Annotated in this window: 23 protein-coding genes; 9 read left to right on the top strand and 14 right to left on the bottom strand. The window is 72.8% G+C overall.

The window, feature by feature from the left end:
• Window positions 1-216 precede the first annotated feature (216 nt).
• On the top strand, window positions 217-1,710 hold the full coding sequence (locus ACWDZ7_RS18215) for a DNA-binding protein NsdB (protein ID WP_451798021.1): 1,494 nt from the start codon (window positions 217-219) through the stop codon (window positions 1,708-1,710).
• A 6-nt stretch (window positions 1,711-1,716) separates the two neighbouring features.
• On the opposite strand, the gene ACWDZ7_RS18220 is transcribed toward ACWDZ7_RS18215, so the two are convergent.
• From ACWDZ7_RS18220 to hemC, 4 genes are all read right to left on the bottom strand, one after another.
• Window positions 1,717-3,135 carry a PP2C family protein-serine/threonine phosphatase gene (locus tag ACWDZ7_RS18220; protein WP_451798023.1) on the bottom strand — a complete coding sequence of 473 codons (1,419 nt, stop codon included), beginning with the start codon at window positions 3,133-3,135 and terminating at the stop codon, window positions 1,717-1,719.
• A 167-nt stretch (window positions 3,136-3,302) separates the two neighbouring features.
• The gene (locus ACWDZ7_RS18225; RefSeq protein ID WP_451798025.1) at window positions 3,303-3,947 is read right to left on the bottom strand and encodes a LuxR C-terminal-related transcriptional regulator; all 645 of its coding nucleotides are present in this window, start codon (window positions 3,945-3,947) and stop codon (window positions 3,303-3,305) included.
• Window positions 3,948-3,960: 13 nt separating this feature from the next.
• The gene (locus ACWDZ7_RS18230) at window positions 3,961-5,289 is read right to left on the bottom strand and encodes a sensor histidine kinase (RefSeq protein WP_451798027.1); all 1,329 of its coding nucleotides are present in this window, start codon (window positions 5,287-5,289) and stop codon (window positions 3,961-3,963) included.
• Between the two features lie 94 nt (window positions 5,290-5,383).
• Complete coding sequence (gene hemC / locus ACWDZ7_RS18235) at window positions 5,384-6,319, bottom strand: hydroxymethylbilane synthase (RefSeq protein ID WP_451798029.1); 936 nt, start codon at window positions 6,317-6,319, stop codon at window positions 5,384-5,386.
• A 282-nt stretch (window positions 6,320-6,601) separates the two neighbouring features.
• Between hemC and ACWDZ7_RS18240 the strand changes: the two genes are divergently transcribed.
• Window positions 6,602-7,078, top strand: a complete 477-nt coding sequence (locus ACWDZ7_RS18240) for a GNAT family N-acetyltransferase (RefSeq protein ID WP_451798030.1) — start codon at window positions 6,602-6,604, stop codon at window positions 7,076-7,078.
• A 589-nt stretch (window positions 7,079-7,667) separates the two neighbouring features.
• Here the strand turns inward: ACWDZ7_RS18240 and ACWDZ7_RS18245 are convergent.
• The 5 genes from ACWDZ7_RS18245 to ACWDZ7_RS18265 all read right to left on the bottom strand — a co-directional run bounded on the left by ACWDZ7_RS18245 (window position 7,668) and on the right by ACWDZ7_RS18265 (window position 12,473).
• Window positions 7,668-8,276 (bottom strand): sigma-70 family RNA polymerase sigma factor, encoded by a 609-nt coding sequence (locus ACWDZ7_RS18245; protein WP_451798031.1) that lies wholly within the window; start codon window positions 8,274-8,276, stop codon window positions 7,668-7,670.
• An 83-nt stretch (window positions 8,277-8,359) separates the two neighbouring features.
• Entirely contained in the window at window positions 8,360-9,025 is a 666-nt protein-coding gene (locus tag ACWDZ7_RS18250) for a hypothetical protein (protein WP_451798033.1), read from the bottom strand.
• Window positions 9,026-9,109: 84 nt separating this feature from the next.
• Entirely contained in the window at window positions 9,110-10,366 is a 1,257-nt protein-coding gene (locus ACWDZ7_RS18255) for a cation:proton antiporter (protein WP_451798035.1), read from the bottom strand.
• Between the two features lie 4 nt (window positions 10,367-10,370).
• The gene (locus ACWDZ7_RS18260; protein ID WP_451798037.1) at window positions 10,371-10,856 is read right to left on the bottom strand and encodes a cation:proton antiporter regulatory subunit; all 486 of its coding nucleotides are present in this window, start codon (window positions 10,854-10,856) and stop codon (window positions 10,371-10,373) included.
• A 69-nt stretch (window positions 10,857-10,925) separates the two neighbouring features.
• Window positions 10,926-12,473, bottom strand: a complete 1,548-nt coding sequence (locus ACWDZ7_RS18265) for an ATP-dependent DNA ligase (protein WP_451798115.1) — start codon at window positions 12,471-12,473, stop codon at window positions 10,926-10,928.
• A gap of 244 nt (window positions 12,474-12,717) precedes the next feature.
• Here ACWDZ7_RS18265 and ACWDZ7_RS18270 point away from each other — a divergent pair, with 244 nt between their 5' ends.
• The gene (locus tag ACWDZ7_RS18270) at window positions 12,718-13,131 is read left to right on the top strand and encodes an SsgA family sporulation/cell division regulator (protein ID WP_451798039.1); all 414 of its coding nucleotides are present in this window, start codon (window positions 12,718-12,720) and stop codon (window positions 13,129-13,131) included.
• Between the two features lie 120 nt (window positions 13,132-13,251).
• Here the strand turns inward: ACWDZ7_RS18270 and ACWDZ7_RS18275 are convergent, their stop codons facing one another.
• The 3 genes from ACWDZ7_RS18275 to ACWDZ7_RS18285 all read right to left on the bottom strand — a co-directional run bounded on the left by ACWDZ7_RS18275 (window position 13,252) and on the right by ACWDZ7_RS18285 (window position 15,870).
• Window positions 13,252-14,460, bottom strand: a complete 1,209-nt coding sequence (locus ACWDZ7_RS18275) for a D-alanyl-D-alanine carboxypeptidase family protein (RefSeq protein ID WP_451798041.1) — start codon at window positions 14,458-14,460, stop codon at window positions 13,252-13,254.
• 100 nt (window positions 14,461-14,560) lie between these two features.
• Window positions 14,561-15,049, bottom strand: coding sequence for a glutathione peroxidase (locus ACWDZ7_RS18280; RefSeq protein ID WP_451798043.1), 489 nt, complete (start codon window positions 15,047-15,049; stop codon window positions 14,561-14,563).
• A gap of 11 nt (window positions 15,050-15,060) precedes the next feature.
• Complete coding sequence (locus ACWDZ7_RS18285) at window positions 15,061-15,870, bottom strand: ABC transporter permease (RefSeq protein WP_451798044.1); 810 nt, start codon at window positions 15,868-15,870, stop codon at window positions 15,061-15,063.
• A gap of 153 nt (window positions 15,871-16,023) precedes the next feature.
• Between ACWDZ7_RS18285 and ACWDZ7_RS18290 the strand changes: the two genes are divergently transcribed.
• From ACWDZ7_RS18290 to ACWDZ7_RS18300, 3 genes are all read left to right on the top strand, one after another.
• Window positions 16,024-17,109: an S-(hydroxymethyl)mycothiol dehydrogenase gene (locus ACWDZ7_RS18290; RefSeq protein ID WP_451798046.1), complete on the top strand. Its 1,086-nt coding sequence runs from the start codon at window positions 16,024-16,026 to the stop codon at window positions 17,107-17,109.
• Window positions 17,109-17,771, top strand: coding sequence for an MBL fold metallo-hydrolase (locus ACWDZ7_RS18295; protein WP_451798048.1), 663 nt, complete (start codon window positions 17,109-17,111; stop codon window positions 17,769-17,771). Before ACWDZ7_RS18290 ends, ACWDZ7_RS18295 begins: the two co-directional genes overlap by 1 nt.
• Before the next feature lie 136 nt (window positions 17,772-17,907).
• Entirely contained in the window at window positions 17,908-18,621 is a 714-nt protein-coding gene (locus tag ACWDZ7_RS18300; protein WP_451798050.1) for a DUF2470 domain-containing protein, read from the top strand.
• Here ACWDZ7_RS18300 and ACWDZ7_RS18305 read toward each other — a convergent pair.
• On the bottom strand, window positions 18,586-18,873 hold the full coding sequence (locus tag ACWDZ7_RS18305; protein ID WP_451798052.1) for a YkvA family protein: 288 nt from the start codon (window positions 18,871-18,873) through the stop codon (window positions 18,586-18,588). The two genes, ACWDZ7_RS18300 and ACWDZ7_RS18305, sit on opposite strands and share 36 nt — an antisense overlap.
• An 84-nt stretch (window positions 18,874-18,957) precedes the next feature.
• On the opposite strand from ACWDZ7_RS18305, the gene ACWDZ7_RS18310 reads away from it, so the two are divergent.
• The 3 genes from ACWDZ7_RS18310 to ACWDZ7_RS18320 all read left to right on the top strand — a co-directional run bounded on the left by ACWDZ7_RS18310 (window position 18,958) and on the right by ACWDZ7_RS18320 (window position 20,922).
• A complete protein-coding gene (locus ACWDZ7_RS18310) occupies window positions 18,958-19,536 on the top strand; it encodes a cysteine hydrolase family protein (protein WP_451798054.1) in 579 nt (192 codons plus the stop codon).
• Between the two features lie 180 nt (window positions 19,537-19,716).
• A complete protein-coding gene (locus ACWDZ7_RS18315; protein WP_451513965.1) occupies window positions 19,717-19,887 on the top strand; it encodes a hypothetical protein in 171 nt (56 codons plus the stop codon).
• 114 nt (window positions 19,888-20,001) lie between these two features.
• The gene (locus ACWDZ7_RS18320; RefSeq protein WP_451798055.1) at window positions 20,002-20,922 is read left to right on the top strand and encodes a hypothetical protein; all 921 of its coding nucleotides are present in this window, start codon (window positions 20,002-20,004) and stop codon (window positions 20,920-20,922) included.
• A gap of 46 nt (window positions 20,923-20,968) precedes the next feature.
• Here the strand turns inward: ACWDZ7_RS18320 and ACWDZ7_RS18325 are convergent, their stop codons facing one another.
• Window positions 20,969-22,225: a lactonase family protein gene (locus ACWDZ7_RS18325; protein WP_451798057.1), complete on the bottom strand. Its 1,257-nt coding sequence runs from the start codon at window positions 22,223-22,225 to the stop codon at window positions 20,969-20,971.
• Between the last annotated feature and the right edge of the window lie 16 nt (window positions 22,226-22,241).

A 22,241-nucleotide genomic window follows, 5' to 3' on the forward strand; every position in this document is an offset into this window, starting at 1 on the left:
CGTGTGCCTGTGGATTGCGTGCGCCTCCCGCCCCGATCGCGTGGGGAGCACCCTGGGGAGTACCTCGCGGCGACCGGGTCGGGGTGGCGCACTCCTACCTGACACCCGGCGTCCCCTGGCACACCATGTGGCGCACCCTGGCGAACCCTGGCGAATAGTCGCTCAGCAACTGACAGGCGGTTACTGTCAACTCAGCCGAGAACCTGGGGGCTTGACGTGAACGGACAATCCAATACCCGCCTGTCGGATCTGTTCGGCCTGGCCGGCTGGTCCAAGGGTGAGCTCGCGAGACTGGTGAACCGGCAGGCGGCGGCCATGGGCCACTCCCAGCTGGCCACCGACACCTCGCGGGTGCGGCGGTGGATCGACATGGGGGAGATCCCGCGCGATCCGGTGCCCCGGGTGCTGGCTGTTCTGTTCACCGAGCGTCTCGGCCGTGTCGTGACCACTGAGGATCTAGGTCTGGTCCGGCACGGGCGTCCAGGGAAGCGGCGCGACGACGGGAGTGCGGAGCACCCCGACGGCGTGCCGTGGGCGCCCGAGCGGACAGCCGCGGTCCTCACCGAATTCACGGGAATGGACCTCATGCTCAACCGACGCGGCTTGGTGGGCGCGGGCGCCGCGCTTGCCGCAGGCTCCGCACTCAGCAGCGCCATGCACGACTGGCTGCACACCGACCCGGCCCTCGCGGCCGACGCCCCCCGTATCAGCGACCCCCTGTACGCCGACCCCGCCGGATTCGACCGCTATGAGGCGGCCCCCATCGGGTCACCGGAGATCGAGGAGCTGGAGCGCTCGGTCGAGGTGTTCCGCGCCTGGGACGCGGCCCGCGGCGGCGGGTTGCAGCGCAAGGCCGTCGTGGGCCAGCTCAACGAGGTGGGCGGCATGCTCGCCTACCGCCACCCCGACCATCTCCAGCGCCGCCTGTGGGGCGTCGCCGCCAACCTCGCCGTCCTCGCGGGCTGGATGTCGCACGACGTCGGCCTGGAGCCCACGGCCCAGAAGTACTTCGTCATCGCGGCGCACGCGGCGCGCGAGGGCGGTGACCGCCCTCGCGCGGGGGAGGCCCTTTCGCGGGCAGCGCGCCAGATGGTGCACCTGGGCAAGCCGGACGACGCCCTGGACCTGATGAAGCTCGCCAAGTCGGGTGCGGGGGAGGAGGCGCTGCCCCGCACCAAGGCGATGCTGTACACCATCGAGGCCTGGGCGCAGGCGTCGATGGGGCGCGGTCAGGCGATGCGGCGCACGCTCGGCCTCGCCGAGGACCTGTTCGTCTCGGACAAGGGCGACGTGCCCCCGCCGAGCTGGATGCAGATGTTCGACGAGGCCGACCTGCACGGCATGCAGGCCCTGGCCTACCGCACCCTCGCCGACCACGAACCGGCCGCGGCGAACACCGCGCAGCGACACGCCAAGGAGGCCATCGAGCTGCGGTCCAGGGGCCGTGACCGCTCGCAGATCTTCGACTATCTCTCGCTGGCGTCGGCCTGCTTCATCGCCGACGACCCCGAACAGGCCGACCGGTACGCGAGACTCGCGCTGGTGTCGATGGGGGCCAACTCCTCCCACCGCACCTGGGACCGGCTCCGGGAGATGTACCGGCTGACGGCGCAGTACGCCGGATATCCGAAGATCCAGGACCTGCGCGAGGAGATCAAGCTCGCGCTGCCGAAGGGGGCCAAGCGGGCGGGCCGGACAGCGAGGGCGTAACAGGACTCAGCACCGCGCGATCAACAGGCAGGCGTCGTCCTCGCGCAGGGCCCCGCCGAACTCCTCGACGACGGTCTCCACGCACTCCCGTGCCGTACGCCGCTCCGCGAAGCGGGGCGCGAGGGAGAGCAGCCGGCCCGTCGCCGCGTCCCTGTCATGCCGTGGCACCAGACCATCGGTGTGCAGTAATAACAGGTCCCCGGGCCGCAGTTGCTCTTCGGCCTGCTCGTACACCGCTCCGGAGGTGGCTCCGAGGAGCACGCCGACCGGTGGCGTCAGCGCGCGCCCCGTCCCGTCGCGGAACAGCAGCGGGGCGGGGTGCCCGGCCTGCGCCCAGGTGAGCAGGCGCGTGTCGGGGTCGTAGCGGCAGCAGATCGCGCTGCCGAGGGCGGGCTGGACCGTGGCGTCAAGGAGGTCGTTGAGCCAGCCCATGAGCTTGCCGGGCCGGGCTCCCGCGACCGCCATGCCGCGCAGCGCGCCGAGGAGCATCGCCATGCCGGCGGTGACGGTGACGCCGTTCCCGGTGAGGTCGCCGACGCTCAACAGGCCGTGACCGTCGGGGAGTTCCATCGCGTCGTACCAGTCGCCGCCGGCGGGCGCGCCGAGTGAGGAGGGGAGGTGGTGGGCGGCGAGGTCGAGCCGTGCGGGGGTGCCTCGCGGGAAGCGCAGCGCGTCTCGCCACGGCGGCAGGTCCGTCTCCCGCGGTTCGACCGTGAACCGGTGTCCGGCGTCCGCCGTGTCGAGCCGGCGCCGCAGCGAGTCATGGGTCTCGCGGAGCACGCGCTGGCTGCGACGCAGTTCGCTGACGTCCCGAAGGACCGCCCACATGGAGGCGGTGGAGCCGTCCCCGGCGAGCACGGGCTCGCCCATCATGTGCACCTGGCGCACGCCCCCGCCGGGACGCACGATGCGGAACTCGCCGTCGATGGGCTTTCCGTCGATCAGGCAGTCCGTGACCATCGCGGTCAGCAGGGGCTGGTCGTCGGAGTGCACGAGGGAGGGGAGTTCGTCGAGGGAGAGCGGGGGAGCGGCCGGGTCGCGGCCGAGGATCTGGTAGAGCTCGCAGGACCAGCTGGCCTCGTCGGTGAGGAGGTTCCACTCGGCGCTGCCCACCCGGCTCAGGAGCGAGCTTCCGCGTAACTCGGTGGGCGCGGGAGCGGTCGGCGCCGCGGGTTCCCCTCCCACCCGCGGGGGGCCGTCCCGCAGCTGGGCGAGATGGTCATCGAGGTCGTCGAGCTGGTGCACCGCCAGGTCGCACAGGGCCCGCTGCCAGCGCCCCGCCGGGTCCGCCCGGTCGCTGACGGCGTCGCGCCGGACGGCGTCGACCTCGCCGCGGAGCCGACGCGTCTGCGAGATCAGCGCGTCGACCGTGCCGCGCTCGGGCGGCTGGGCGGCGGCGTGGTCCGCGAAGACATGGGACGGCATGGGGTGCTCCGGTGAAGGTGCGGTGCGACCAACTTGGCGGATGGTGGACCGCTAATGACTTTCGCACAGCAGAAGGGGGTCCGTAAGGGATTTGGCAACACCCGATACGGTGTTGCTCGCGGCATATGCCTTTGTCCTGCGGGACGTTCAAGGCCGTTCGACGCCCTTCAAGGCCGCAGATACCGGATGACCGCGAGGACCCGCCGATTGTGATCGTGCGAGGCGGGGAGGCCGAGCTTGCCGAAGACCGCCGCCACGTGTTTCTCCACCGTGCCGGGCGAGACGAAGAGGGCCTGGGCGATCGACGCGTTGGAGCGGCCCTCCGCCATCAGGGAGAGCACCTCGCGCTCCCGGGTGGTGAGCGGGGCCAGTTCGGCCGCGCGGTGGCCTGCGCCGGCGAGCTGGGTGACGACCTCCGGGTCGAGCGCGGTGCCGCCCGCCGCCACCCGTTCCAGGGCGTCCGTGAACTCCGCGACGTTCGCGACCCGGTCCTTGAGCAGATAGCCGACGCCCGCCGAGCCCGCCGCGAGCAGCCGCGTGGCGTACTTCGTCTCGACGTACTGCGAGAACAGCAGCACCCCCGTGCCGGGGTGCGCGCCACGGATGTCGATGGCCGCGCGCAGCCCCTCGTCCGTGTGGGTCGGCGGCATCCGGATGTCGACCACCGTGACGTCGGGGCGGTGTTCGGCCACCGCCTCGCGCAGCGCGTCCGCGTCGCCCACGGCGGCGCAGATCTCGTGCCCGCGGTCGGCGAGCATCCGGGCCAGCAACTCCCGCAGCACGGCGGCGTCCTCGGCGATCACGACACGCATGGCCCGCATGCTCTCACGCGTGCGGCGGCAGCTCGACGGTGACCACCGTCGGGCCGCCCTCGGGGCTGCGTACGTCGATGAGTCCGTCGACCGTACGTACGCGCTGCGCGAGCCCGGTCAGACCGCTGCCCGCGCCGAAGGCGGCGCCGCCCCGCCCGTCGTCGCTGACGTGGAGCCGCAGCGCCCCCTCCCGCTGGGTCACGGTCAGTGCGGCCCGGCGCGCCCCGCTGTGCTTGATGACGTTGGTCAGGAGCTCGGCGGCACAGAAGTACGCGATGGTCTCGATCGCCGGCGTCGGCCGCACGGGTACGTCCGCCGTCAGTTCGACCGGCACCGTGCTGCGCGAGGCGAGTGTGGCGAGCGCGTCGGGCAGGCCGTCGTCCAGGGCGGGCGGGTGGAGGCCGCGGGCCAGGTCGCGGAGCTCGGTGAGCGCCTCGGTGGCGCTCCGGTGCGCGCCCTCGACGAGTTGGCGGACGCGTGCCACGTCCAGGGGCCGGCCGGCGTCGAGGCGTTCCTTGACCATGTCGAGGCCCATCGCCACCGCGACCAGACGGACCTGCGCGCCGTCGTGCAGATCGCGCTCGACCCGGCGCAGCAGAGCCACCGAGTCGTCGACGGCGAGTGCGCGCGTCTCCTCCAGGTCCCGCACGCGGTCCGCGAGCCGGCCCGGCCCCAGCAGGGCCCGGATCAGCCAGCGGTCGCCGGCGACGACGAGCCGGGTCACCCAGGGGGCGCACAGCAGGGTGGCGACGCCGGTCAGGACCGTGAGCCAGGTCCCGGCGAAGGTGTCCGCGGTCGGGCCGCCGACCGGCACGGGCGTGAGCACCGGCATGCCCTGCGGGTCACCGGCCTGCGGGTGCTGCCCGAACAGCGCCCAGCGAAGCGGAGCGGTGACGTTCACCAGGCCCGTGACCCACCACAGGACGGCGTACGCGCCGAGTGCGCCCACCGGCAGCTTCGTGAGGACGTAGGTCGCCGACCGCCAGCCGGTGCCGTCCCGCAGCCGCGCGTCGAGCCGCCCCACGAGGCCGTCACCCGGGCGGAACGGCGGCGGCGCGGCCGTCCGCTCACCGAGCAGCGCCGCGGCGAGGCGACGGTGGACGCCGCCCAGCGCGCGGGCGAGACGCAGCCCCGCGATGAGCAGCAGCACGCCCATCACCGTGAGCACCAGGGAGAGCGTCAGCCCGGCGCCGAGGGCGAGCACCACCGCGAGGACCACGCCACCCGCGAGCCCCAGCGGAAAGCCGATGAGGCAGTACGCCGCCTCGCGCCACGCCCGCCGGGTGAGGGGTGCGCCGGCCGTTTCTCGCACGTGGTCGTGGATGTGGTTGTGCAGTTGCATGTACATGAGGCTAGGCCGACGCGGGTCCCGCGAGGAACACGGTTTTCCCCCTTCTGATCTGGGGGTTTCCCCCCAGGCAGACAGGGCTGGCTCCTCAGTGCGCGATGCCGTCGATCAGCTCCCGGGCACCCTGGCGCAGCAGGGCGACGGCCACGGACGTGCCGAGCGTCGCCGGGTCGAGCGGGCCGGCCCACTCGTGCGCGTTGAGCACCGTCTTGCCGTCGGGCGTGAAGACGCAGGCGCGCAGCGACAGGTCGCCGCCGCGCTCCGAGCGGGCGTACCCGGCGATCGGTGAGTTGCAGTGGCCTTGCAGGACGTGCAGGAACATCCGCTCGGCGGTCGCCTCGCGCCAGGCGTTCTTGTCGCCGAGGCCCGTCACCGCTTCGATGGTCGTGGTGTCGTCCTCGCGGCACTGCAGGGCGAGGATCCCGGCGCCGATCGGCGGGCACATCGTCTCCACCGACAGGACCTCGCTCGCCAGGTCGGGGCGGCCGATGCGGTCAAGTCCGGACTGGGCGAGCAGCAGCGCGTCGGCGTCGCCCGCGGCGAGCTTCTCCAGGCGGCGGCCCGCGTTGCCGCGCATCGGCACGCACTCCAATTCCGGGTGCGAGGCGGCGAGTTGCGCGCGGCGGCGCACCGACGACGTGCCGATGCGGGTGCCCGCGGGCAGCTCGTCGAGGGTGAGCCCGCCGGGGTGGATGAGCGCGTCCCTGATGTCGTCCCGCTTCAGGAACGCGGCGAACGTCGTCCCCGCGGGCAGCGGCCGGTCCGCGGGCACGTCCTTGACGCAGTGCACCGCGAGATCCGCCTCACCGGCGAGCAGCGCGGCGTCCACCTCCTTGGTGAACGCCCCCTTGCCGCCGAGGCGCGCCAGATCGCCCATCCAGCGGTCCCCGGAGGTCGTGACGGGCACGACCTCGGTGCGGATGCCGGGGTGCAGCGTGGCGAGTTCGGCGCGGACCCGCTCCACCTGGGCCAGGGCCATGGGGGAGGAGCGGGACACGATGCGGATCAGTTCAGGAACGGGCATGCGGTCCACGATAAGGGTTTCGCGGAGACGCCCAGAACGGGTGTCCAACTGATCAACATACTTGCCGTTCGGGCGAGTTGCGGCGCGGACGGCCCTACGCGCCCCTCATACGCCCGTGAGTAGCCGCCCGGAGCCCCGGCCCTGTCTCTCCGGCCTCTCCCTCCGGCCTCTCCCTCGCCCTGTCCCTCCGGCCCGCTCGGCATGCGTGACCGGGAGCCGCCTCATAGCGTGAGGGAGACGAAGCCGCTGCCGAGCGCCGCATCCGGCCCCCTGGGAGGCCCCATGTCCACGTCCACCTCCGCCGCGCCGCCGCGCCCGGCGATCGGCCTCGCGCCGATGACGGCCACCCACCTGGCCGATGTCCTCGCGCTGGGCCGCAAGGTCTACGACACATCGGTGAAGCCGTACACGTCCTGGTCGCTCACGGCGATCGCGGGCCACCTGGACAGTGAGGCGTCCGCATGCTGGGTGGCGCTCGACGGGGACCGGCTCGCCGGGTTCGTGCTCGGCTCGATGGGCTTCGACCAGCGGACCGACTGGGGCAACCTGGAGTGGATCGCGAGCGCCCCCGAGTACCAGGGCCGGGGCGTCGCGAGCCGCCTGGTCAAGGCCTGCTGCGCGACGCTCACGGAAGCGGGTGCGAGCGCCGTGGTGACCGATGTGGAGTCCCGGAACACGGCGTCGGCCGCGCTGATGCGGAGCAACGGCTTCGAGGCGAGCGTGTCGGTGACCCTGTTCGTACGGGAGACGCACCGGTAGCGGCGCGCTGTCCCGCCGTCGCGCGGAGGCGGGCCGGGGGCCGGGGGCCGCCGCCCGCCTCGGTCGGGGCCGGCGCCCCTCTGCGGTGGAGGACGACGGTGGCGACCAGGCCGACCGCGAAGAAGAGGGCCGGCCACCAGTACGCGGTCGCGTACGACTGCATCGCCGACTGCTCCCGCGCCCGCGTGCAGCAGGCGCGCGCCGCCGGCCATGGCGACCGCGGCGAACGCGAGGTTCACGTACAGGCACCAGCGCCAGCCCAGATACTCGGTGTGTACGCCGCCCAGCAGCGGCCCCACCGCGCCGCCGATCGCGGACGCCACCGTGAACCCGGCGAGTGCGGCGAGGAAGACGACCCTCGCACCCGCCCGCCACCAGCACCCGCACGGGGTGCGGGACCGGTGGCGGGACGCGTCGGGCAAGCCGCGTGGGCGTATCCGTCAGGCCGTCTTGGGCGCGTCGGGCGCCGGGTGGGGCGTGTCGGTCACGCCACGTGCGGCGTGTCCGTCAAGCCGCGTCGGGCACGCCGCGTGAGGCGTATCCGGCACGCCGCGTGGGGCGTATCCGTCAAGCCGCCTGCGGCATGTCCTCAAGCCGTGTGGTCCGCCGCGAGCAGCAACGCGCTCACCCGTTCCCGAGCGCGCGCCACCCGTGAGCGCACGGTTCCGACCGGGCAGCCGGCGGCGGCCGCCGCGTCCGCGTAGGGCAGCCCGGCGAGTTGCGTCAGCACGAACGCCTCGCGGCGCGGCGCATCCAGCGCCTGAAGGAGGTCCAGGAGGACCACGCCCTCCTCGAACCCGGGCAGACCGCGCGGCTGCGCGCGCTCCGCGGCCGCCTGCCAGTCGGAGGTGTCGGCGATCCGGGGCCGGGCCGCCGCCGTGCGGAAGCGGTCGGCGACGGTGCGGCGCGCGATGGCGAGCAGCCAGGTGCGGGCGCCCGAGCGGGCCGCGTAACCGCGCAGCCCCGTCAGGGCGCGCAGATACGTTTCCTGGGTCAGGTCGTCGGCGCCGTGCAGATCGCCGCTGAGGTGGGCCACGAACCGCCAGACGTCGCGCCGGGTGGCCCGCACGAACCGCTCGAACGCCTCGGCGTCACCGTCGCGGGCCGCCAGTGCCCACTCAGTGATCAGGTCGTCACGGAGCAGGTCGTCACGGGCCAGGTCTGTGGCGCGCCCGGAGCGCAAAAGGGTAGGAGTCATCGCAGAAGGTCCTTCGGTGAAGGGAGTTCGGAGAGCGGCGCGAACGCCGGACACCCGCCCGGCACCGAGGGGTGCGGGCGGTTTCAGGAACTGACCGGAAGGACCGGTGGACCTCTGCGCGAGACGGCGTACTGGAGCAGGACCCCCCGCAGCCGCGGCACGGGCACGAGCGCGCCGACGTGCGGCGGCGCCGGAGGGAGAGCCGCGACGAGGACGGTGAGGACGAGCCGCAGCGGCACGAAGACGGCCGCGGCGAGCGCGCGTCCGGTGCGGAACGCCGCGGCCTCGCCGCGCCACAGCCACAGGGCACAGATCAGCGCGGCGACGAGGTGGGCGAGGAACATCCCGAAGCCGCTCTGCCCGAAGACGGCCGTCAGCCAGTCCGGCATGTCCTCATGGGACATGGTGGCCGTCGCGGAGCCGGGGCGCGGCGGCATCGGCATCGCGTGGTTCATGTGGTTCATGCCGTCACCGGCGGGAGCCGGTCGCGCGCTGATCCCCTGCGCCACGCCGAACAGTTCGTGCAGGCCCAGCTGCGCCACGACTGTCGCGCCGATGACTGTCGGCGCCCCGCGCTCGCGCCCGGTCAGCCACCAGGCGGCGGCCGACGTGGCGGCGAACGCGTAGCCGACCGCCCACCAGGGCAGCGCGGCACCCGACATGAGCGCGTGACCGAAGGCCGTCGCCACCACGCACACGGCCGCGAACACGGCGGCCCGTGCGAGGCGGAACGCGGGCCCTGACGTCATGGGGAGCATCGTGCCAGGCGGCGGGGCGGTGGCGGGCACCGAGTCCCGCAATCGCCGTAACTGGAGCCAGGAGCAGTACTGGAACTAGGACCGGTCGCCCGCGTCCTGCCCCTCCAGGGACTCGACCGCCTCCCGAGGGACGGGCACCCGCGCGGCCCCGGCGTCGGCGCTCTCCCGGCGCCGCGCGAGGACGCCGCCCAGGAAACCCGCCACGGGCTGGGTGTAACGGGCGGTCAGCGGGCCGATGATCACGAGGATCAGGACGTACGCCGTCGCCAGCGGCCCGAGCGACGGCTCGATGCCCGCGGCGACCGCGAGCCCCGCGATGACGATGGAGAACTCGCCGCGCGCCACCAGCGCGCCGCCCGCCCGCCAGCGGCCCTTGACGGAGATGCCCGCGCGGCGGGCCGCCCAGTAGCCGGTGGCGATCTTCGTCAGGGCGGTGACGAAGGCGAGCGCCAGCGCCGGCAGCAGCACGGGCGGGATGCTCGCCGGATCGGTGTGCAGCCCGAAGAAGACGAAGAAGACGGCCGCGAAGAGATCCCGCAGCGGCGCGAGCAGCGAGTGCGCGCCCTCGGCGACCTCTCCCGACAGCGCGATGCCGACCAGGAACGCGCCGACGGCGGCGGACACCTGGAGCTGCTGCGCGATTCCCGCGACGAGGATGGTCAGGCCGAGCACTACCAGGAGCAGCTTCTCCGGGTCGTCGCTGGAGACGAAGCGGGAGATGAGCCGTCCGTAGCGCACCGCGAGGAAGAGGACGAGCCCGGCCGCGCCGAGCGCGATGGCCAGCGTGAGGCTGCCCGCGGCCAGCCCGACACCGGCCAGCAGGGCGGTGATGATGGGCAGGTAGACGGCCATCGCCAGGTCTTCGAGGACGAGGACGCTGAGAATGACCGGCGTCTCGCGGTTGCCGAGCCGCCCGAGGTCTCCGAGGACCTTGGCGATGACACCGGACGACGAGATCCAGGTGACACCGGCGAGTACGACGGCGGCGACCGGACCCCACCCCATGAGGAGCGCGGCGACGGCGCCCGGCAGCGCGTTCAGCGTGCAGTCGACGATACCGGCCGGATACTGCGTCTTGAGGTTGCTGACGAGGTCGCTGGCCGTGTATTCGAGCCCGAGCATCAGCAGCAGCAGGATGACGCCGATCTCGGCGCCGATGGCGACGAACTCCTCGCTCGCGCCGAGCGGGAGCAGCCCGCCCTCGCCGAACGCGAGCCCCGCGAGGAGATACAGGGGTATCGGCGAGAACCGGAAGCGCCCCGCGAACCGGCCGAGCAGACCGAGGGCCAGGATGATGGCGCCGAACTCGATCAGAAAGACAGCGGAATGCACGCGATCACTCCCGCCCGAGTATCGTCGCGGCCGTCTCCACGCCTTCGCGCGTGCCGATCACGATGAGAGTGTCGCCACCCGAGAGGCGGAAGTCGGGGGCGGGCGACGGAATGGCGTCGGCCCGCCGCAGGACCGCCACGATCGAGACACCGGTCTCGGTCCGCATCCGGGTCTCGCCGAGGAGCCGCCCGTTCCAGTACGAGGTGGCCGAGAGCAGCACCCGCTCGGCGACCAGGCCCAGATCCGTGGTGTGCAGCAGATTGGGGCTGTGGTGCGACGGCATCAACGCGTCGATCAGCGCCTCCGCCTCGCCCGAACTCAGCCGCAGCGACAGAGCGCATTCGTCCGGATCGTCGGAACGGTACGCGCTGAGCGTCCGTGCCCCGTCCCGGTGCGCGACCACCGACAGGCGCCGTTGTTCTCGGGTCGTCAGGTCGTACCGGATGCCGATGCCTGGGAGCGGCGTACGGCTGAGACGTGATGCGGGCACAGCTTTACCCCTTGCGCGATAGGTGATCATCCCGGGGTGTCACCCTATCGGGGCCAAGTGTTGGCAAAATTACGTGGCAGACGCGGCAGACGTGGCAAGCACCGTCTCGACGGAGTCCGCCTGCTCGGGGGGTTTGTCCTCGCGGTAGCGCAGGACACGGGCGAAGCGGAGGGTGACGCCGGCCGGGTAGCGGGTGGATCGCTGCAGGCCGTCGTAGGCGATCTCGACGACGAGTTCGGGACGTACGTGCACCACGTGGCCGTTGTCGCTGACCGCCAGCTCCTGGAGGCGTTCGGTCTGCCAGGCGAGCATCGCGTCCGTCATGCCCTTGAACGTCTTGCCGAGCATCGCGTACGTCCCGTCGGCCCGCCGCGCGCCCAGGTGGAGGTTGGAGAGCTTGCCGGTGCGGCGGCCGTGGCCCCACTCGGCGGCCAGCACCACCAGGTCCAGCGTGTGCACCGGCTTGACCTTCAGCCAGGACGCGCCGCGTCGGCCCGCGTTGTACGGGGCGTCGAGCGACTTCAGCACGACCCCCTCGTGACCGCGCCCGAGCGTCGCCTCGAAGAACTCCTGCGCCTCGCCGCGCAGCCGCTCGTCACCCGGGTCGTCGACCAGCGTGCGCCGCACCCGCATCGGCTCGGGTACCAGGGCGGCCAGCTCCGCGTGCCGCTCGGCGAACGGCAGGCCGAGCAGGTCCCGGCCGCCCACGGACAGGGCGTCGAAGAAGACGGGGGACAGGGGCAGCCCGGCCGCCGCCGCTTCCACGTCGACGCGTGACCCGACGCGTCCCGCGATGTCCTGGAAGGGGCGCGGCCGTCCCTCGTCGTCCAGGGCGATGACCTCACCGTCCAGAATGAAGTGCTCGCCCGCGAGACCGTGCGCGGCGGATGTCAGTTCGGGCAGCCTGCCGGTGATGTCGTCCAGGGTCCGCGTGTAGACGCGTACGTCGTCTCCGCTGCGATGCACCTGTACGCGGATGCCGTCCAGCTTCTCCTCGACCGCGCACGCGCCGAGCTTGTCGATGCCCTCGGCGACCGACGTGGCGCTGTGCGCCAGCATCGGCAGGACGGGGCGGCCCACGGTCAGCCGGAACTCGTCCAGCGCCTCGGGGCCGCGCGCCAGCAGCGCCTGCGCGACCGGGCTCACGGCGCCGGCGAGCATCACCGAGCGCCGCACGGCGTCCGCGGGAGCCCGCGTGGCCACCGCCAGGCCCTCGACGGCGACCGCGTCCAGGGCGCCCTGCCGGACCTCACCGGTGAGCAGCCCCACCAGGAACCGCTGCTCGTCCGCGGTCGCCGCCCCCATCAACTCACCGACCAGCCGCCTGCGCTCGGCCTGCGACCCGGCACCGGCCACCGCGCCGATCGCCGTGAGCGCCGCGTCCACGCCGCGCACCGTCAGCGTCGCTTCGGCGGCGGGCGGCCCCGCGTCCTTGAGCGTGCTCCACCCGATGCCGAGCCGCCCCTGAGGCAGCCGCCCCGCCAGATACGGAATGACGACGGGCACGTCCTCCGGCTCCGCCGCCCGGAACAACTCGGCGAGCAGAGCGATCTTCCGGGACCGCGCGGAGGTGGCGGCCACATCCTTGGACACGTGTGCGAGCCGGGCGAGCAGCATGGGCCCATCCTGCAACGGGGCGAGGCTGCTGTTCTTCAAAGACACGTGTGTACTCCGCTGTGACGGGCACACGGACGGACACACGGCCGCCGGCGGGGACGTCGGCCATGGTCGGAGTGGCGCAGGTCACATGGATCTCTTGGTGTGTCGCCGTAATGAGACCCCGCCTCGCGGGGTCGTAAGGGCACAGGGGTCCCGCGACCGGACGCCCAGAACTGGAAAAACGCAGAAGTGGAGCTCGATCATGGCCGTCACCCTCCAGCAGCCCACCCGTGCCCGCCTCATCATCCCGGACGGTCATGAGCGCGGCCTCTCCGTGGTCCTGCGCTACTCGGCTGAGGATCCCTTCGCGGTCCAGCTCACCTTTCCCTCCGAGGCCTCGCTCGACGGCGTGGAGGTCACCTGGATCTTCGCGCGCCAGCTCCTCGAAGACGGCCTCCGTGCCCCGGCGGGCAGCGGTGACGTGCACATCTGGCCGTGCGGGCGGGCGCGGACGGTGATGGAGTTCCACGCGTACCAGGGCCTGGCCCTCGTACAGTTCGACAGGATCGCACTGCGCCGCTTCCTGATGCGGTCGTACGCCGTGGTGCCCGCGGGCGGCGAGGAGAGCGGCCTGGATCTCGACCAGGGTCTCTCGCGCCTGCTCGGCGGTGTCTGACCCAGGCATCCCCGGAAGCGCGCTCAGCCGTACAGCGCGGGCCGCTCGGCCCCTCCGCCCGGCCCCGGCGGGCCGACTATCTGGTGCGGTTCGCCGACCCGGCGGCCCCCTCGCGCTCGCTCACTCGTCGAACTCCCGTCTGACGCACCTGCGTCGGGCCACCGCGACCGCCCGCCGCCGGAGTGCCACGACCACGCCCGCGAGCACGACCACCGAGCCCGCGGCGACCAGCACCACCGCGGGCCAGTCGGAGTCGTCCGACCGCATGGCCGACGCCGTGCCCCGCGCTGAGACCTGCGCGGGGCCCGGCGCGGTGCCGGACGCCTTCGACGGTGGCAGCAGCGAGCCCACCGGCCGCACCTTCCCGGCCGCCGCGAAGCCCCAGTCGAGCAGGGACCTGGCCTCCTCGTACACGGCCTGCAGGCCGTCCGTCCGGGGTTTCATCACCGTCACGACGAGGGTGCGCCCGCCGCGCTGGGCCGCGCTGATCAGGGTGGAGCCCGCGTGGCTGGTGTAGCCGTTCTTGACGCCGAGCAGACCCGGGTAGGGCGCGACGCCGTCGGCGCCGGTCAGCAGCCGGTTGGTGTTGTGGATGGGGTACGACCAGCCGCCCGCGGGGAAGCGGGCGACAGGCGTCGAGCAGTAGCGGGAGAACTCCGGATCGGCGAGCCCCGCCCTGCCGAAGACGGCCAGGTCGTACGCCGATGAGACCTGCCCGTCGGCGTCATAACCGTCGGGCGACACCACGTGGGTGTCCCGCGCCCCCAGCTCGCGGGCCTTGGCCCGCATCTGCTCGACGGTCCTGGGCAGACCGCCGTTGAGCCGCGCGAGGACGTGCACGGCGTCGTTGCCCGAGCTGAGGAAGACCCCGCGCCACAGATCGGCGACCCGATAGGCGCGGCCCGGCGCCACGCCCACCAGGCTGCTGCCGTCACCGACCTCGTCCAGCTCGTGCTCGGTGACGATGTGGCGTCGCTCGGCTTCGAGACGGGGGAGCGCCGCCAGGGCGAAGAGGGATTTGAGCGTGGAGGCCGGCGGCAGCGGCCGGTGCGCGTTCTTGGCCGCGAGCACCTCGCCCGTACGGGCGTCCGCCACCAGCCACGCGAGCGCGGAGACATCGGCGGGCAGGCCGGGCGCGGCGGGCCCGGGCCGGACCTGGACGCCCGGCCGGTCGAGGAGGACGGAGGAGTACGCCGGAAGCGGCCTCGGCGGCGCGGGCTCGGCCGGGGCGTCGGTCGCCGAGACCGGTGTGGACGTAAGGACCAGAGCCCCGAGCGCGAAAGCCGCGGCGCATACGGAAGAGGAGCGCGAAAGGTACCTGATGGCCATCCAGCCACCGTAGGAGCGCCGCCCCGAGTCCGCAGATCGGCTTGGCCCGGCTGGAGGCATCACCCCGTCACCTCGCTTGCGGCGCGGGGCCGCTGCGGCGTCAGGCCGGGAGGCTCTTCTCGATCGCGGCGACGACCTGGGGCGCGTCCGGCTCGGTGCGCGGGCCGAAACGGGCGACGACCTCGCCGGAACCGTCGATCAGGAACTTCTCGAAGTTCCAGCGGATGTCCCCGGTGTGCCCCTCGGCGTCCGCCGTGTCGACCAGGCGCGCGTACAGCGGGTGCCTGCCCTCTCCGTTGACGTCGACCTTCTCCGTCATCGGGAAGGTCACGCCGTACGTCGCCGAGCAGAACTCGGCGATCTCCTCGGAGGTCCCGGGCTCCTGGCCCATGAACTGGTTGCAGGGCACGCCGAGCACGCTGAAGCCGCGCGGCCCGTACTGCTCGTGGAGCCGCTCCAGGGCCGCGTACTGCGGAGTCAGCCCGCACTTGGAGGCGACGTTGACGACGAGGACGGTCTTGCCCTCGAACTGGCGCAGGTCGGCGGAGCCGCCCCGCAGGGCGCCGATTTCTTCTTCGTAGACAGACATGGTCACTGAGCCTACGCCCGCCCCTGGACCTCCCGGGAAGCGCCCGGCTCCTCGCGGTGCAGCCGGCCGCGGGCGACCAGTTCGACCGTGAGGGCCACGGACAGGGCCTGGACCGCCATCAGGGCGATCAGGACGAACAGCTGCACGGCGCCCGCGAGCACCGGGGACGCGCCGCCCAGGAGCATGCCGACGAAGGCGCCGGGGAGGGTGACGAGCCCGACCGTGCGGGTCTGGTCGAGGCCGGGCAGCAGGGCGTCGGAGGCGGCCGGACGGACCACCTCCAGGCGGGCGTCGCGGTCGGCGAGGCCGAGGGCGAGGCCCGCCTCGAACTCGCCGTGGCGGGAGCGCAGTTCGTCGAGGGAACGGCGCCCGGCGAGCACCGTCGCCGTCAGCGCGCCGCCGATGAGAATGCCCGTCACGGGGACCATGGCGATGCCCCGCACGGGGAGCAGCCCGGCCACGGTCAGGCCGGTCACCACCGGGACGACGGGGCCCGCGATCGGCAGCGCCGCCCACCACCATGTGCCGTTCGGGGTGATGCGCCGCCCGGCGGTGCGGGCGGCCACGGCGAACATGAGCAGCAGGAACGCGTACAGCGCCGCCGCGTGGTGCACCACCCAGCCGATGGCCAGTGAGACCACGGCCAGTTGGGCCGTGGCGCGCACCCCGGCGACGAGGATCTCGCGCGCCCTGCCGCGCGAGACATCGGGAGCGAGCCGGAAGACGGCCGCCGTCGCGGCGGCGACGAGCAGCAGCGCGAGCAGGGCCACGGCGAGCGCCGTATTGACCGGAAGGAGGGCCTGGGCAGCGAGATCACGCACGCGATGACCCTAAGGCGTGTCCGCACCGGGGCCGGTGTCGGACCGTGGGCCGCCGCGCTCGCACGCGTTCCGGCACCGCTCGGGACATGAGGCGGGTGACCTGTAACGATGGGGCCGGAAAGACGTGGAGAGAAAGAAAGAAGGGCTGTAGTCATGGCGCAGCAGGTGCAGGGCGTGATCGCGCGCGCGAAGGGCGAGCCGGTACGGATCGAGACGATCACCGTCCCGGACCCGGGCCCGGGAGAAGCCGTGGTGAAGGTCCAGGCGTGCGGGGTCTGCCACACCGACCTGCACTACCGCGAGGGCGGCATCAACGACGACTTCCCGTTCCTGCTCGGGCACGAGGCGGCGGGCGTCGTCGAGTCGGTCGGCGAGGGCGTCACCGAGGTCGCGCCCGGCGACTTCGTGATCCTCAACTGGCGTGCCGTGTGCGGACAGTGCCGCGCCTGTCTGCGCGGCCGCCCCCAGTACTGCTTCGACACGCACAACGCGAAGCAGAAGATGACCCTGGCCGACGGCACCGAGCTGTCGCCCGCCCTCGGCATCGGGGCCTTCGCGGAGAAGACCCTCGTCGCCGCCGGGCAGTGCACGAAGGTCGACCCGGACGCCTCGCCCGCGGCGGCGGGCCTCCTCGGCTGCGGGGTGATGGCCGGGATCGGCGCCGCCATCAACACCGGCGGGGTCGGCCGCGGCGACTCGGTCGCCGTCATCGGCTGCGGCGGGGTCGGCAACGCCGCCGTCGTCGGCGCCCGCCTCGCCGGAGCCGCGAAGATCATCGCCGTGGACATCGACGACAAGAAGCTTCAGACGGCGAAGGGCCTCGGCGCCACGCACACCGTCAACTCCCGCTCCACCGACCCGGTCGAGGCCGTGCGCGAGCTGACCGGGGGCAACGGCGCCGACGTCGTCATCGAGGCGGTCGGCCGCCCGGAGACGTACGAACAGGCCTTCTACGCCCGTGACCTGGCGGGCACGGTCGTCCTGGTCGGCGTGCCGACCCCCGAGATGAAGATCGAACTGCCGCTCCTCGACGTCTTCGGGCGCGGCGGCGCGCTGAAGTCGAGCTGGTACGGCGACTGCCTGCCCTCGCGGGACTTCCCGATGCTCATCGACCTCTACCGGCAGGGCCGCCTGGACCTGGACGCGTTCGTGACGGAGACCATCGCCCTTCAGGACGTGGAGAAGGCCTTCGAGCGGATGCACCACGGAGACGTGCTGCGTTCGGTGGTGATGTTCTGATGGGGACGGCCGCTGACCCCCTGGGAAGCGCGTCCGGCGCGCGCGTCGACCACCTCGTCACGTCCGGGACCTTCTCCCTGGACGGCGGCACCTGGGAGGTCGACAACAACGTATGGATCGTGGGCGACGACAGCGAGTGCGTCGTCATCGACGCCGCGCACGACGCGGACGCCATCGCGCGGGCGGTGGGGGAGCGGCGCCTCGTCGCCATCGTCTGCACCCACGCGCACGACGACCACATCGACGCGGCCCCGGCGCTGGCCGCCCGGACCGGCGCGCCGGTCCTTCTCCATCCGGCCGACATGGAGCTGTGGAAGCGGACCCACCCCGACCGCGCTCCCGACGGCGAGCTCTCCGACGGGCAGGAACTGACCGTCGCCGGTACGCCGTTGAAGGTGCTGCACACGCCGGGGCACTGCCACGGCGCGGTCAGCCTGTACGCCCCGGCTCTCGGCACCGTCTTCACCGGCGACACGCTCTTCGCCGGCGGACCGGGCGCCACGGGCCGCTCCTTCAGCGACTTCCCGACGATCGTGGAGTCCATCAGGGAGCGGCTTCTGACGCTGCCGCCCGAGACGGTGGTGCGTACGGGCCACGGCGACAGCACCACGGTCGGCGCCGAGTCGCCGCATCTTGAGGAGTGGATCGCCCGGGGGCACTGAAACCTCGACCCGGTACGGCCCCGCGTGGTGCGCCACGCGGGGCCGTTCGCGTACTGGCACGCGACTGGTACCGCGTACTGGCACCGCCCCACGATCTCCGATAAGTTAGGCAAGGCTTACCTAATGGAGGTTGGGAATGAGTGTCCGTCACAGCAGCACGACCGTGCCCACAGCGGCGGCACGCGCTCGTTCAGTGCTCGCCACCGCATGGTCCTGCGCGGTGACCACGGAGATCGGCAGGGACGAACTCGTGGGCGCGCACAGCGTCACCGAGGACGGCGGACTGCGGCTGTGCCCGCCCGAGGACAGCGCGCTCGCCGCCGCCCTCATCTGCGCGCCGCGCGGCGAGCCGTCCACGCTGATCGAGTTCGCCGACGTCGCGCCGGTACCGCTCAGGGACCGGATCCGCGCACGCCTGTGGCTGTCGGGGTCACTGACGTACGACAGTGACCACCTCGTCTTCGAGCCGACGTGCGCCGTGCTGCACGACTCGAACGGCGAACGCCAGGGCGTCGAACTCGACGAACTCGCCCTGACCGTGCCCGACCCGCTCGCCGAGGCGGAGTCACGGCTGCTCACCCACCTCGCCGACGCCCACCCGGACGCCGTCGAACAGCTCACCCGCCTCATCGGCCCGGACAGCCTCCAGGGCGTGGTGCGGGTCCGCCCGCTCGCCATCGACCGGCACGGGATCTCCCTGCGCCTCGAACGCGCCCGCGGCCAGGCCGACGTACGCCTGCCGTTCCACCAGACCGTCGAGGACGTCTCCCAGGTGACGGAGTGCATGCACGCCCTGCTGGCGAAGGCCCGCCTCTCAACGGCCCGGCGGGGGCGGCCCGTCGGGGGTTGACCGCATCGACCGCAGCGCCAGGAGCAGCACCCCGATGTCGTCCAGGTAGACGGGGTCGGGGAGCAGGTCCGCGGGCAGGACGAGGTAGGCGACCGCGCCCCAGAAGACCCACCGCCGCTCGACGGGCAACCCGGCTCCGCGCAGGGCGCGGCGGGTGCGGACGAGGCGTATGAGCAGCACGATGGCGACGGCCAGCGTCGCGACGACCAGAATGGCTGCGCCGACGAGGAGAACGGTCATTTCCGTGCTCATACATACGTACGTTACCGACGGCGGCGTCGCTGGGCGTCGCTCGGCGCCACCCGATGTCGCCCGGTCGGCATGCATGATGGCGGGATGCAGAAGCAGCCCAAGTCCATCGCGCCCGTCCAAGCCCTGATAGTCGTCGACATGCAGTCCGCCTTCGTCAGCGGCGACGGAGCCGTACCCGACGCCGGCCGTCTGCTCGACAAGGTCCGCGACCTGATGACCCGGGCCCGCGGGAGCGGCGCGCTCGTCGTCCAGCTGCAGAACGACGGGGGCCCCGGTACCCCCGACGAACCCGGCACCCCCGGCTGGCACATCCACCTGCCGGCCGACGCCGACCGCGGCGAGGTCGTCCTGCGCAAGACCGCCGACGACGGCTTCGAGGAGACCGGCCTGGAGGAACTGCTGCGGGACGCCGGCGTCACGGAGTTGGCCGTCTGCGGGGTCATGTCCGAGATGTGCGTCAGCGCCACCGCGCGCACCGCCCTGGACCTCGGCTTCCGCGTCGTCCTGCCGCACGACGCCCACGCGACGTACGACATCCCGGCCGCCGAGGGCATCAGCGACGTGGTGCCGGCCGCGATGGTCTCGCGCGTGGCCGAGTGGGCCCTCGGCGACGAGGTCGAGGTCGTGGCCCGGGCCGGTGACGTCGGGTTCACAAAGCCCTAGGTTGCGACCGCCCTTGGACGCGCCCGGCGCGACGCTCACTTATGACGTAGCGCACCCGGACGGCGGTGGCGACACCGGCGGCCGTCCGCTGCTGCTGTTCGGATGTCTGCGAGCGTGACCGCGGGGCACACGGACTGTGGCACCGAGACCGTCCACCCCTCCGTACAGAGGAGTCGTCCCATGCTGGGCATAGCCGCCGCCGTTCTGTTCTTCATCGCCTTCCTCATCAACGCCGCCGACATCGGTACGAACGACGTGTTCACCTCGGGCAACGTCATGTTGCTGGGGCTGACGCTGCTGGCGCTGCACGTCGCGGGCATTGGTACGTCCTGGCCTTCCCGCCGCCGCTGAGCCGCCGCCGGCCCGGGTCGGATGACTGTTATGGCCGTTCTCGGCCAGGCGTTCGAGTTCAGGACGTAGGATCCCGAACGTCGTCAAGATCATTCGAACCCGGGGGGAACATCCATGTCTCGTCACTTTCTCAGCCGCCGCGGAGTGCTGACCGGCACCGCCGGCGCGGGCGCCGCGCTGGTGGCCGGCTCGGCGAGTGCCGCGTCGGCCGCGGCCACGCCGACGCCGAGCCCGTACGCACTCAAGCCGCCGCACCAGATCGAGGCCGAGGCCCTGATCGACTACCTGCGGATACGTCCCTGGAGCGACGACGCCAACCGCTACAAGACGGCCGGGGAGTTCCCGGAGGAGAACTCCGCCGTCGTCTGGGGCGCGCCCGGCCATCCGAAGCAGTTCTCCGCGCTCGCCCAGTGCTCCTCGTTCCTCACCCTGGTCCTCCAGCGCGCCTACGGCACCGGAACGGCGTACGACTGGGCCACCAGGGAGTTCTTCAGCCAGCACTTCAAGACGGAGGCCGGGAAGTTCTACCCGACGGCCGAGAAGTTCCGCGAGGGCTTCGCGAACGCGGCGTCGATCCCGCACTTCACCGGGGTCACGAAGCCGGTCAACCTGCGGCCCGGCGACCTGGTCGCCTTCGACTACGACCCGGATGAGACCTCCAAGCCCTACACCGGACACATCGTCATGATCCGGGAGCGCAAGGGGACCCTGGCGTCACCGGTGGACGGCCAGGTCGGCGAGGGCGTCGTGCCGTACGTCTTCGAGGTCGTCGACTGCACCAGCGACCCGCACGGCAACCCGGCCGCCTCCGCGACCGCCGAGGCGACGTACCGGGGCTTCCCCGACACCCGCATCGAGGAGGCGCCCGACGGCACCGGCTGGGAGGAGCACAACGGTGTCGGCTACGGCCACATGGTCTTCTACGCGGACCCCACCACGAAGCTGTTCGCCGGCTACCGCTGGAGCGTGAACTCCGCGACCGCCCGCAAGGTCGCCGACCGCCCGATCGCCGCCGCCCGCGTCTATCTCGGCTGAAGCGGAACACCGTCGCGCCGGGCCGGGGCGGCGGCGCTCACGAGCGTCAGGCCGGGCCGTGCCGGACCGGCAGCGCGCACACCGGGACCGGCGCCGCGAACGGCTTGCCCGCGAGGCGCAGCGCACCGCTGCGCCGGTCGACCCGGAACACGCTCACCGAGTCCGACTTCTGGTTCGCGGTGAACAGCAGCCCCTCGGACGGGGAGAGGGCGAGGTGCCGGGGGAAGTCCCCGCGCACCGGCACCGTGCCCAGGAGCCGCAGCCGGGCGCCGTCGCCCTCGATCGCGTACCGCGCGACGCTGTTGTGGCCCCGGTTGGCGAGGAAGGCGAAGCGTCCCTCGCGCGTCACCACCAGCTGCGCCGGATAGTTGGTGCCGTCGCCGGAGCCCGTCGGCTGCGGCTTGCCCGGCGTGAGGCGGCCCGTGGTGGGGTCGTACGCGCAGACGACGACCGTGTCGTCCACCTCGTTGGCGAGGTACGCGAAGCGCCCCGAGGGGTGGAAGGTGAGATGGCGCGGTCCCGCGCCGGGCCGCGTGACCGCGTACGACACCCGGCGGAGCGTGCCCGCGCCGGGGTCGAGCCGGTAGGTGTAGACCGTGTCGTTGCCCAGGTCGACGGCGAGAATGTGGCGGCCGTCCGGGGACGTGACGATCTGGTGGGCGTGCGGGCTCTCCTGGTCCGGGCCCGGCGGCGGGGCGGAGTGCGTGACCAGGTCGGTCCGCTCGCCCAGCGCACCGGATGCGCCGATGGGGTGGACGGCCACGCTGCCCGAGAGGTAGTTCGCGCTGAGCAGCCAGCGGCCGCTCGGGTGCACCGAGAGGTGACAGGGGCCCGCGCCGCCGGTGCCCCGCGTGCCGAGGACCTCGTGCTTGCCGCCGGGGGAGAGCGCGATGGCGGTCACGCCGCCCTTCTCCACCTCGTTGACGGCGTAGAGCGTGCGGCCGGAGGGGTGCGGCGCCAGGTAGGAGGGGTCGGGCACGCCGGTGATCGTGCCGGTGCCGGTGACGCGGCCGGTCGTCTCGTCGTACGTCGCCAGACCGATGCCCGGACCGCCGCCTTCCTGGGAGGTGTACGTGCCCAGGAACAACTGTCCCTCACGGCGCGGACGGTGGGCCGTGGAGGTGGACGAGGCGGGGTCCTTGCGCGTGCGGTCCGGGGTCTCGCGCTCAGGGGCGCCGCGGTCCGGCGGGCCGGAGGAGGCACAGGCCGCGGTCGAGGACACCGCCCCCGCCAGCGCCGCGATGAACCGACGCCGCCCCGGCCGGCTCCCGGAAGCTCCGGCCGTCCCTGCTCCGCTGTTCATGGCTGTACCTCACGCG

The sequence above is a fragment of the Streptomyces sp. NPDC003032 genome, assembly GCF_053591415.1.

What these genes read in the sequence shown, in the direction of transcription:
- ACWDZ7_RS18230 (WP_451798027.1), bottom strand. Translation starts at nt 5,289, where the DNA reads ATGCAACTGCACAACCACATCCACGACCACGTGCGAGAAACGGCCGGC.
- ACWDZ7_RS18280 (WP_451798043.1), bottom strand. Translation starts at nt 15,049, where the DNA reads ATGTCTGTCTACGAAGAAGAAATCGGCGCCCTGCGGGGCGGCTCCGCC.
- ACWDZ7_RS18310 (WP_451798054.1), top strand. Translation starts at nt 18,958, where the DNA reads ATGCAGAAGCAGCCCAAGTCCATCGCGCCCGTCCAAGCCCTGATAGTC.
- ACWDZ7_RS18270 (WP_451798039.1), top strand. Translation starts at nt 12,718, where the DNA reads ATGGCCGTCACCCTCCAGCAGCCCACCCGTGCCCGCCTCATCATCCCG.
- ACWDZ7_RS18275 (WP_451798041.1), bottom strand. Translation starts at nt 14,460, where the DNA reads ATGGCCATCAGGTACCTTTCGCGCTCCTCTTCCGTATGCGCCGCGGCT.
- hemC (WP_451798029.1), bottom strand. Translation starts at nt 6,319, where the DNA reads ATGCCCGTTCCTGAACTGATCCGCATCGTGTCCCGCTCCTCCCCCATG.
- ACWDZ7_RS18290 (WP_451798046.1), top strand. Translation starts at nt 16,024, where the DNA reads ATGGCGCAGCAGGTGCAGGGCGTGATCGCGCGCGCGAAGGGCGAGCCG.
- ACWDZ7_RS18220 (WP_451798023.1), bottom strand. Translation starts at nt 3,135, where the DNA reads ATGCCGTCCCATGTCTTCGCGGACCACGCCGCCGCCCAGCCGCCCGAG.
- ACWDZ7_RS18245 (WP_451798031.1), bottom strand. Translation starts at nt 8,276, where the DNA reads ATGACTCCTACCCTTTTGCGCTCCGGGCGCGCCACAGACCTGGCCCGT.
- ACWDZ7_RS18300 (WP_451798050.1), top strand. Translation starts at nt 17,908, where the DNA reads ATGAGTGTCCGTCACAGCAGCACGACCGTGCCCACAGCGGCGGCACGC.
- ACWDZ7_RS18265 (WP_451798115.1), bottom strand. Translation starts at nt 12,473, where the DNA reads ATGCTGCTCGCCCGGCTCGCACACGTGTCCAAGGATGTGGCCGCCACC.
- ACWDZ7_RS18315 (WP_451513965.1), top strand. Translation starts at nt 19,717, where the DNA reads ATGCTGGGCATAGCCGCCGCCGTTCTGTTCTTCATCGCCTTCCTCATC.
- ACWDZ7_RS18240 (WP_451798030.1), top strand. Translation starts at nt 6,602, where the DNA reads ATGTCCACGTCCACCTCCGCCGCGCCGCCGCGCCCGGCGATCGGCCTC.
- ACWDZ7_RS18320 (WP_451798055.1), top strand. Translation starts at nt 20,002, where the DNA reads ATGTCTCGTCACTTTCTCAGCCGCCGCGGAGTGCTGACCGGCACCGCC.
- ACWDZ7_RS18305 (WP_451798052.1), bottom strand. Translation starts at nt 18,873, where the DNA reads ATGAGCACGGAAATGACCGTTCTCCTCGTCGGCGCAGCCATTCTGGTC.
- ACWDZ7_RS18225 (WP_451798025.1), bottom strand. Translation starts at nt 3,947, where the DNA reads ATGCGTGTCGTGATCGCCGAGGACGCCGCCGTGCTGCGGGAGTTGCTG.
- ACWDZ7_RS18250 (WP_451798033.1), bottom strand. Translation starts at nt 9,025, where the DNA reads ATGACGTCAGGGCCCGCGTTCCGCCTCGCACGGGCCGCCGTGTTCGCG.
- ACWDZ7_RS18325 (WP_451798057.1), bottom strand. Translation starts at nt 22,225, where the DNA reads ATGAACAGCGGAGCAGGGACGGCCGGAGCTTCCGGGAGCCGGCCGGGG.
- ACWDZ7_RS18295 (WP_451798048.1), top strand. Translation starts at nt 17,109, where the DNA reads ATGGGGACGGCCGCTGACCCCCTGGGAAGCGCGTCCGGCGCGCGCGTC.